This is a genomic window from Nostoc sp. (genome assembly GCF_036916655.1).
Taxonomy (GTDB): Bacteria; Cyanobacteriota; Cyanobacteriia; order Cyanobacteriales; family Nostocaceae; genus Nostoc.
In genome coordinates this window covers 153,914-163,802 of sequence record NZ_JBALFY010000079.1, presented here as the reverse complement: position 1 = coordinate 163,802, position 9,889 = coordinate 153,914, and the positions used below count along the sequence as shown (strand labels likewise).

6 protein-coding genes are annotated in these 9,889 nt (G+C 40.6%); 3 read left to right on the top strand and 3 right to left on the bottom strand.

Going from position 1 to position 9,889, the window contains the following annotated elements; translation table 11 throughout:
• Together V7L31_RS22630 and V7L31_RS22625 are read right to left on the bottom strand one after the other, a co-directional pair.
• Positions 1-1,834 (bottom strand): tetratricopeptide repeat protein (locus V7L31_RS22630; RefSeq protein WP_442944473.1); only part of this gene is annotated, 1,834 nt, incomplete at its 3' end.
• 99 nt (positions 1,835-1,933) lie between these two features.
• Complete coding sequence (locus V7L31_RS22625) at positions 1,934-2,374, bottom strand: hypothetical protein (protein WP_334698341.1); 441 nt, start codon at positions 2,372-2,374, stop codon at positions 1,934-1,936.
• Between the two features lie 344 nt (positions 2,375-2,718).
• On the opposite strand from V7L31_RS22625, the gene V7L31_RS22620 reads away from it, so the two are divergent.
• Together V7L31_RS22620 and V7L31_RS22615 are read left to right on the top strand one after the other, a co-directional pair.
• Positions 2,719-3,114 (top strand): hypothetical protein, encoded by a 396-nt coding sequence (locus V7L31_RS22620; protein ID WP_334698340.1) that lies wholly within the window; start codon positions 2,719-2,721, stop codon positions 3,112-3,114.
• 482 nt (positions 3,115-3,596) lie between these two features.
• A complete protein-coding gene (locus V7L31_RS22615) occupies positions 3,597-3,830 on the top strand; it encodes a hypothetical protein (protein WP_334698339.1) in 234 nt (77 codons plus the stop codon).
• Here the strand turns inward: V7L31_RS22615 and V7L31_RS22610 are convergent.
• The gene (locus V7L31_RS22610; RefSeq protein ID WP_334698338.1) at positions 3,827-6,463 is read right to left on the bottom strand and encodes an ATP-binding protein; all 2,637 of its coding nucleotides are present in this window, start codon (positions 6,461-6,463) and stop codon (positions 3,827-3,829) included. The two genes, V7L31_RS22615 and V7L31_RS22610, sit on opposite strands and share 4 nt — an antisense overlap.
• A gap of 584 nt (positions 6,464-7,047) precedes the next feature.
• Here V7L31_RS22610 and V7L31_RS22605 point away from each other — a divergent pair.
• On the top strand, positions 7,048-9,858 hold the full coding sequence (locus tag V7L31_RS22605) for an ATP-binding protein (RefSeq protein ID WP_334698337.1): 2,811 nt from the start codon (positions 7,048-7,050) through the stop codon (positions 9,856-9,858).
• Positions 9,859-9,889: the final 31 nt, after the last annotated feature.

Here is a 9,889-nt window from a genome sequence, read left to right as displayed (position 1 = left end):
CGGCATCGCTGTACCTACCTTGGCTTTTGTAGAGTGCTGCTAAATTGTTCAAGCTAGTAGCCACATCAGGATGGTCGCCAGCAAACAGGCGCTTTATCATTGCCAAAGCATCACTGTATAGTGGTTCGGCATCGCTGTACCTACCTTGGCTTTTGTAGAGTGCTGCTAAATTGTTCAAGCTAGTAGCCACATCAGGATGGTCGCCAGCAAACAGGCGCTTTGTCATTGCCAAAGCATCACTGTATAGTGGTTCGGCATCGCTGTACCTACCTTGGCTTTTGTAGAGAAAAGCTAAATTGTTCAAGCTAGTAGCCACATTGGGATGGTCGCCAGCAAACAGGCGCTTTGTCATTGCCAAAGCATCACTGTATAGTGGTTCGGCATCGCTGTACCTCCCTTGGCTATCGTAAAGTGCTGCTAAATTGTTCAAGCTAGTAGCCACATCAGGATGGTCGCCAGCAAACAAAGCTTTGCAAACATTTACGCCATCCTCATACCAAGGTTTTGCTAATTTATATAATCCTTGTCCATCATAAAATTTTCCTATACCCACAAATATCCACAGTACTCGATCGTTAGGCACTGATGCTGTGAAAAATGTCTGTGCTTCTGTGGCTTCCTTTATCTCTGCAATTAAACGTTTTCCTATATCTTCAAGATGAAGAATAACATCTTTGAAGAATTCAATATCTTTAGAAGTGGGTGAATTAGGAAGGCTTTGGGCAAGGGTTATCATGGCGGTGGCAAAGGTTGTTTCTAAAACCGATTTGGTTTCGCCAGAGTTTGCTAACTCCTCTTGCAAAAACCACCGCACTAACGCATGAAGTTTATAATATCCTTCTCTTTCTTCTACCAGTTGCAGCAAGTTGCGCCCGTAGAGTTGCTTTTTAGCTGCGTTTAATTCATCTTCCGACCAAGTTAGAAGAGGCAAGGGAGCAGGGAGCGGGGAGCAGGGGGGACTGTTTTCTTCAGCTTGAGAGGTGTTTGAATCTCTTACTTGTTCTATGTTTTGACTTTTTGTCGCCACCCAAATAACTAATTCCCAAAGAATTTGTACAGGAGAAAATAAACTCAAAAATCTTCCTAGTTGTTGCACTAGTGGGTCGAGTTCTGACCAAGTTAAAGTAAATGCGGCTTTGACTCCTAGTTGAGTTGAGTTGAGAGTTTCCCGGTCTTGTAAAGCTGCTTCTGCTAATTTAAGTTCTTGCAATCGCCCAAACATGATATCTAAAGATATTTCTGGGTCGCGTACCAAATAACCTCCTACTAACTCTATGCCCAAGGGCAAATATTCTAGACATTCACATATTGCTGCTGCGGTTTGTAGTTGGTTTTCGACTCGCTTATTTTTTTCCCCCAACAGTCGTTTTAACAGTTCTAAGGCTTTGCCTGGTTCTTTTTGGGGCGAGAGAACATCTAAGGGAATTTCTTGAATAAAATTCGGGTCTAAATGCCGCAGTCGAGTAGTAATTAAGATTTGGAAGCGGTTATCGTTGGGAACAACTTCGCGGAGGTTGTCTAAATTGGTTACATCATCGAAGACGATTAAAATCGGCAACTGAGAGTTAGGATATCTAGGCCAACACCAGGCGACTTGTTCTTGAAGGCTTAAAAAGCTTCCTCCTAATTCTTGAGGAATCTCCAAACCGAACTGCAACCGGAAAAATTCTAAAACTTCGGCGGCAAGATTGGTTTCTCTGTCGTTAAACCAGGCAATGCCGCCATAATCTTGTTCATATCGTCTGGCGTATTGGGTAGCTAATTCAGTTTTGCTCACGCCTCCCATTCCCGCTATTGCTACATAATCTCCGCGCTGCAAGTCTTCATACACCATTGTCAGTTCCGTTTCTCGCCCGACAAAATTAACAGAACCGCGATAAAGAATAGATTTTGTGGGGCTTAACTTTGTCCGTTCTCCGTCAGACGACTCCACTCAAAAATTAAAAGTACTACCTCTTTGGTCAATAGTTTGGTTTTGAGCCGCATTAATTGCTTTTTCGATGTTTTGGGTAAAAGTTGAAGGGTATGATTGTTGAGATTTTTCCACAGCCGCTTTTATCTCCTTCAGAATTTCAGCCAAGTTAGACGGTGGATTATTTTCTGTTAATAATGCTAAATCTTGCATAGTTTGAGCCACTTCAGGATTGGCTTGAGCCGCAGCTCCCACCTCTCGTACAGTCTTGTCATAATCAAGTGGTTGCTCTGGTGCTTTCTCGATCGCTGCTACAGTATGGGGAGACTGTTTTTTGAGGGTAACAAGAAACTTGCCAGTCTTATCTACTAAAGACTCTGTTACCTTTTCAGTTGTTTTTTCTAAAGCTTTGGTGGCTATTATAGTGCCAATTGCGATCGCAGCAGTAGTTAAAGGTTCCATGTGCTATTTTGACTATGTGTATCCTATTTATTTATTAACATAACTCACTCTACTGACTCTAAGCATAAAATTACAGTTTCATCAATAAAAATATGTCTTTTATCAATAAAAACATCTTTTTCATCAATAAAAACATCTTTTTCATCAACAAAAAGATGTCTTTCATCAATAAAAACATCTTTTTTATCAACAAAAAGATGTCTTTCATCAACAAAAACATAATTTTTGTGATAAATACTGAGTTTTCAGTCATATCAGATACTAATTTGTGAGGATTTTACTGAACTAGGATACAGCTTTAGTAAGGCAAACTAGCTCTAAAGCAGAATAAAAGGGATACATTTATGCCTGGGAAGCAACGTACATATCGCGTTTTAGAAAAAGCTGAATTAAGAGCGGCGGGACTTAAAGCAATTGATCCCAGTATGGATTTTGGGGACGATCGCAACTTGCAAAATATGACAGAACTAATTGAGCAGTACCGGAGCAAAATAGATGCTTATAATACTGCTCTTGCCGTGATTGATTCTTCTAGAACTGAAATGGGCGAATTGGATAAAAATTTAAGCGATCTAACCGAAAAAATGCTGATTGGAGTTGCTTTTAAATACGGCAAAGATAGCCGGGAATATGAAATGGCGGGTGCTGTTCGCAAAAGCGATCGCATCCGTAAAAGCACAGCAACACGCTTGAGAGCAACTTCAGAAGAAGCAGCTACTAAGAGTGACAAAACTGCTTGAAGAAGAATTCAGAAGTCAAAATTAAAGAGTCAGAATCAAGACGCTCATGATGCTTGTTTGCCATTGGCGTCTCTCCTCAGGAAGTTTACGTAAATTTGTTGATGTAACTACAAGTAAATTCGGTAAAATTCATGAGGTTTAACAGATATAAATTAAATAAAATTACCTTTGTATATGGTCAATATCTGTTAAGGGAACTCCAAGAAATAAATTATCCAATATTGTGGGGTGGGCATCTTGCCCGCCCAGTCTGTATGGATCTTGTGTTGCCCACCCCACAAGAGTTAATTGCATATTTTTTTATCTGGTATTCCCTAAACCAAATAAACTTGTTGCAACTAATCAATTGTTGAGAAGCAATTATTGTTGAACATAACTTTATCTGCTAATGAGCAACTTGAAAAGCCAAAGACTAAAACTCAAATTTTATCAGTTACGTTTATTTCCATATATAGGAAATAGCCGGAATTCCCGAAAAGCAAGTGGCTAGAATTACACCGCTAATTACTTTTGGTTACAACTACAAAAAAGAAGCTGATTTTTCTTGGAAACGATTAAATACATATTCAACTCCAGAATTGATTGCTTGTGGATTAGATGGAGCGATCGCAGAACAAATTGTAGCAGAAAGGCAGCGACGAGGTGAGTATAAATCGTTGATTGATGTGAAGCAACGTACTGGATTACCCTTAACTACTTATCGGCATATAGTTTAAACCTCCCATTTATCCACCTTTTTCCACGGAAGCTTCACCGTAAATCGGCTGCCTTTACCTAACTGACTTTCGGCGTGAACAGTTCCACCGTGCAACTCGACAATTTTTTGCACCATCACTAAACCTAAACCAGTGCCCGTAGAACGACGAGTAGAGGCATTTTCAACCTGCATAAAAGGTTGAAATAATTTAAAAAGGTCATCAGAAAGCATACCAATACCCGTATCTACCACGCTGAAAAAGATATATTCATTGGTAGCAGTTGGTTGGACTTCTATCCAAACTTCGCCTCCTTCTTTAGTAAACTTAATCGCATTAGTCAACAAGTTGATAAATACTTGGCGAATCCGACGTTCATCAACTTGGATGGGTTCGAGTTCTTCAGGTACTTGTGCCCGCAACTGAATGTTTTTATCAAATGCGAGATGTTTGACAAAACCTAAGCTGTAATCACATAATTCCTGAATTGAAGTAGCGGCTAGTTGCAGTTCTATTTTGCTGGATTCGGTATCGGTAAAGTCAAGGATTTGGCTAATTAATTCTAGTAAGTTCTTACCGCTAGATTCGAGTATAGTTAAAGACTGCTGCTGTTCTTCGCTCACAGGGCCGTACACTCCATCTTTGAGGGCTTCTGTGATTTCCAAAATAGAGTTTAAGGGATTTCTCAAATCGTGATTGATGTTTCCTAAAAAGGTGCTTTTAGCACGATTTGCCATTTCCGCAGCTTCTTCAGCCTCACGTAGAGCGGATTCTGCCTGTTTGCGGTTGCATACTTCTAAAGTTAGGGCAACAAATTCTGCAATTGAGCTAACAAAATTTTGTTCGCTTATTTCCCATGTCCGGGGGATGTCAATCTGCTCATATAATACTGTTCCCACTATTTTACCCCCAACCCAAATAGAGGTATCAATTAGGGATACAATATTGTTTGGTTCTAGTAATTTATCCCATAATTCCTGTACTCGTAAATCAGTGCGAGTGTCGGTAATGACAATGGTACTCAAAGCCACCACGGCTTTATAGTAAATTAAATAATCTGCAAGGTTGCGTTCTAAACCTGCGGAATGTTTTTGATTGCTACGTTCATAAAGATTTATACATTGTAGTTTGGTACGCTCATCATTGAATAACCATACACTTACTCGCTCTACTTCTAAAGCATTGGCTGCTTTTTCGGTGATGACTTTGAATGCTGTTTCTAGATTTCCTTCAAAAAGCGCTTTGTGATTTGCCAGTTCTGCTAGTACCCGATGATGTTGGCGCAGTTTTTGTTCACTATTAATACGTTCTTGAATCTCTTTCTGTAAGTCTTGAGTTTGCTGCTTAACTTGCAGTTCTAACTCTGCATTTTTTATAGTCAGTGCAGTAGAATTTTTGCGTAACTGTTGCACCATCTCATTAAAAGATTCACCCAGTATTTTTACTTCTTTAATACCAGGTACTATTACCACTGAGTCTTTGTCATTGGTAAAATTGGTTAAATCTTTTGTTGCCGTGCTGAAATCTAAAATTGGCTGAGTTATCCAACGGGCGGTAACAATCCCCAGTATAGTAGCTAATCCTAATACTCCTAAACAAAGAAAAATTGTAGTTTGAGTATTGCGATTAATTTGTCCTATAAACTCTACCTCTGGGACATTTACCACAATCAACCAGTTGAGATGTGATTCGCCCTGTAACGGTTTAACTTCTAAGAATTGTCGTTTGCCTTCCAAGGAAAAATCTAGTTGCTGTAAACTTTGAATTTGGTCAAAGTTATTAAATTTAGTTGTTAAATATTTAGCGGCTGCTTGAATCGAAGAATTCACACTCTGAGAAGCTGCCAACCGAATAGATTTACCATTTTGTAAGCGGAATGGTTCTTCGGCTGTGGAACTTGCAACTAATAGCCCTGAACGGTCGATAATAAAAATTTGCCCAGACTTGCCAACTTTGATATTTTGCAGCAAATCGCCAATTTCTGATAAACGAATCAGAGTGCTGTTGACTCCGAATAACTGACTTTGGGAATTATAGATGGGTTGAGATGCACTAATAAAAAGTCTTGGTTCAGTAGGGGGTATAAAAATCTCACTAAAGCTGAATTTTTTGGCAGTAACAGCTGCTTGATAATCAGGACGCGATCGCGCATCATAGTTTTTAATCACCTCTGGTAGCTGGGTACGTTGACCTTGAGAGTCAATTTTGTAAGTGTAAAGGTCGTACTCAGTTGACTTTCCGGCTTTTTTAAGTAAGAATTCGCGATTGTTGAGCTTTTCTACCGTTAGGTGTTCTTGCTGTTCATTGCTTACCGTTAAAGCCAAGGCATCGGGATAAGTCTTTAACTGCTCTACTAAATATGACTCCCAGGTTGGAAGATTTTCTATCTTTAGCAACCCAATATTAATCAGATTTTGATTACTGCGTAGTACCTGACGCGGAGTTGACAAATAGGTTTGTAAATTCTGCTCAACCCGATTGGCGACTTCATGACGCAATTCACTAGCCACCTCATTGATTACTTTTTGCCCATTGTGAATTGATAAGTATGCAGTCAATCCCACAGCTAGCAAGATTTGCAGCAGAAACAACGCTACCAGAATGAAGCTTAGAGGTACACCTTTAAATAGGGAAAAAACAGTATTTTTGGTCATCTGCCCACTCCCCTTGCTCCCTCTTTCTGTCTTGTAGTACTGAGTACAACACTTCGAGTTTGCTGTCCTGTGGGCTTATGCATAGTTTATACTCGGTCGGGTCAAGTGCCAATATACCACTTCTGACAAAAGAACAAAACGTTAGTTAACTGCATTAGTGGTTTGTCAAATTTATTTTGACGGTTAGAGAGACGCGATAAATCGCCGTCTCTACAAAGAATTCATCCATTAGACATCTCCAGAAATTAATCGGAGACTGGGAACGAGGCAAAATGATTTATCTGTTAGCTTCCTTACCCGCCTTGAAATAAATTTCTTTGGCTTTTAGCTCCAGTCTACTTAAGTAGACTGGAGATTTTTGGCGATATTTAGTCATCTTCAGATGACTTTAGCTATGAGGCGGGAATTTCAATTCCCGACGGACGAGCGGTTTCACATTAAATTGACACCAATAAGCGACGCGGAGAAAATCAAAGTATTTTAAAACACGCTCCATACAGAAAATTTCTGTTCAGAATACTTAGCAGATGGGAACTCTAGCTAATAAGCTTAATTACATACAATATCCCCCAAAACTACCAATTATGTCCCATTTTGCTCATTCCACTTTGGGCCAATCTTCTTACCCTCGCTTAACTAGAAGCTTAAGTGCTGTTGAAAGTTGGGGTTTTGGTTTGACGGCTCATATTTCTTGGACAGCATTGGTTCCAGCAATTCATGCTGCTCTCGGTTTCCAAGCTATTTTTGTTTGGATACCTGCGGTAATTTTTGGAATGCTACTCAACTATCAAGTCAAAAGCTTGGGTATACATTTTATCAATGTGGCTGGAGGAACACCTAACTATACTACCAAGCTACTGCAACGCTACCCTGGACTAGCTGGTTATGCAGCAATTGGATACCTTCTCAACTGGGTTTCTTACCTATCAGTTAATACAATCGTACTTAGAGATTTAATTAAGGTGAATTTAGAGGCGCTGGGTATTACTTGTCCAGATATATTTTTGGATCTGAGCTTTACATTGTTGCCTTTTATCGTGGCGTTTAGTGGGACTCGCGCCCTGAGTATTTTACATTTGTTTTTTGTAATTCCAGCCTTTGGATTGCTAATAACTTTCTGTGTGCAAGGTCTGGCTTGGTTAGCGTTTTCTCCCGTTAGTCCTGGGTTTTTTCCTCATAATTGGTCATCTTTAAGCTTTGTAGATTGGGCAAAGTGGTTCTTTTTTGTCACTTATGCAACCTACAGTTGTGAAACAGCTTCTTCTTTTGTCGCTGATAGCCGTCAACCCACCAAGACGCTACGCTTTCTAGACGTTGCCGCTTGGATGATGCCACCCATCTTTTTGGGTGGGTCTTGGGTAGTCATGCGGTTAGCAACAAATCCCAACCTGAAAGATAATGCTTTTCTGAATCTTGTAGCGGCTTCCCAGCCCTTTTGGGGAAGATTTGCTGGTTTAAGTGTTTCTTTTTTGTTAGTCGCTGCTTGTCTTTTAGGTTCGGCAACGGTGGTTTCTAATTGCCCGCGAATTCTGTATCAATTGTCTTTAGATAACCATCTTTCACCAGTATTTTCCGTTGTCTCGCGTCGGGGTGTGTTTGTCCCAGCTTTGACATTGACACTGCTATTGTGCTTAATTTATTTGATTTGGGGAGATGTGGCGCGAATTGTCGCTGTTGGTAACGTCGGTTGGTTTGTCTCTTTTATGTTACTGCATTTAGGGCTTTGGCTTGGGCGCGATCGCCCAGAAGTTTTGTTCCCTCGCATCTCTTTAGGCATTTTTCTATTAGAAGTTGTAGTGCTGTTGGTGGGCGGATTTGCCTGGGGTTGGCTTAACTTCCTAATTGGGTTATTGTTTCCCATTGGTGTCTTAGGAATTGATGCAGTAATTCGCCGTGTGAATTTTGCTCCCTTTCATACCAGTTGGTGGATGCAGCGATATCGCACGCGTTCTGTGGTAATCATCAAAGATTCAGTAATTCTTCAGGTGAGCATCCTGATTTTTTTACTGTGTAGCGCAGTGGCAGTTGGCTGGTTATTTGGCGTCAAACTCAATAACGCGGCAACTGCGGGGGGTGAGAATATATTTGTGGTGTTGCTGATGAGCGTGGCATTTGTCGGCGTAGCGATCGCTTGTTGGACAACTATACCGCAAGTGGTAGCGATCGCAGAAGCTCGAGAATCTGCCGAACACCTGTTTACTGTTGCCCAAGATGGTATTTTAGTCGTAGACGATCGAGGCATTATCCAGCAAGCTAACCCAGCCACCAAATCATTCTTTGGTGTCAACCCATCTGAGTTACGGGGAAATCACCTCAACAAATGGCTACCCGCATTAGTCTACTATCCAGACCAGTGGACAAAGCGTAGCGAACAACCCCTACTCGGTCATGGGAAAAACAGAACTTTAGAAGTTTCCATCTCAGACCGACCTCATCAAGATTTTCAGGAATACGTTGTTATTCTCCACGACATTACCCAGCGCAAACAAGCAGAGCAGATATTGCGATACTCAGAAGCACAATTGCGCCAAGAGGCCAAGCAGTTAGCATCTCAACTAGTGCATAGTGAAAAAATGTCCAGTTTAGGGCAGTTAGTCGCAGGTGTAGCGCACGAAATCAACAACCCAGTCAATTTTATTTCTGGCAATATCAGCTATGCGAATCAATATATCCAAGATTTATTAAGACTGCTGCAACTATATCAGCAAAACTATCCTCATCCAGCCACAGAAATTCAAAAAGAAACAGAAGCCATTGATTTAAATTTCCTGATTGCAGACTTGCCCAACTTGCTAACTTCCATGACCGTTGGAGCCGAACGAATCACCGAAATTGTTTTATCTCTGCGAAATTTTTCCCGCTTAGACGAAGCAGAAATGAAAGCAGTAAATATCCATGAGGGTATAGATAATACCTTGATGATTCTGGAACATCGCCTCAAACCTAAATCTAACCATCTCACCATTGAGGTGATTAAAGAGTATGGCGACCTGCCATTAGTAGAATGTTATGCTGGACAACTGAATCAAGTATTTATGAATCTTCTCGCAAATGCGATCGATGCTTTGCAAGAGTCGGTAGAGAATAGTGAGTGGGGAGTAGAAGAAAAAGCGCTATCGACTCTCCAGATACGCATTCAGACTAAACTCACTAGCGAAAATCAAGTAGTTATTTGCATTGCTGATAATGGTATAGGCATTCCAGAAAAGGTACAAAAACACTTATTTGAACCATTTTTTACTACTAAACCAATTGGTAAAGGTACTGGGTTAGGTTTATCTATTAGTTACCAAATTATCACCCAAAAACATCAGGGAAAATTAGAGTGTATTTCTGCTCCTGGTCAAGGGACGGAATTTGTAATTGTAATTCCGTTGAATCAGCAAAGTAATTGAACTGGGGATTGGGGAAGGTGGGCATACGTGT

What these genes read in the sequence shown, in the direction of transcription:
- V7L31_RS22605 (WP_334698337.1), top strand. Translation starts at nt 7,048, where the DNA reads ATGTCCCATTTTGCTCATTCCACTTTGGGCCAATCTTCTTACCCTCGC.
- V7L31_RS22620 (WP_334698340.1), top strand. Translation starts at nt 2,719, where the DNA reads ATGCCTGGGAAGCAACGTACATATCGCGTTTTAGAAAAAGCTGAATTA.
- V7L31_RS22610 (WP_334698338.1), bottom strand. Translation starts at nt 6,463, where the DNA reads ATGACCAAAAATACTGTTTTTTCCCTATTTAAAGGTGTACCTCTAAGC.
- V7L31_RS22625 (WP_334698341.1), bottom strand. Translation starts at nt 2,374, where the DNA reads ATGGAACCTTTAACTACTGCTGCGATCGCAATTGGCACTATAATAGCC.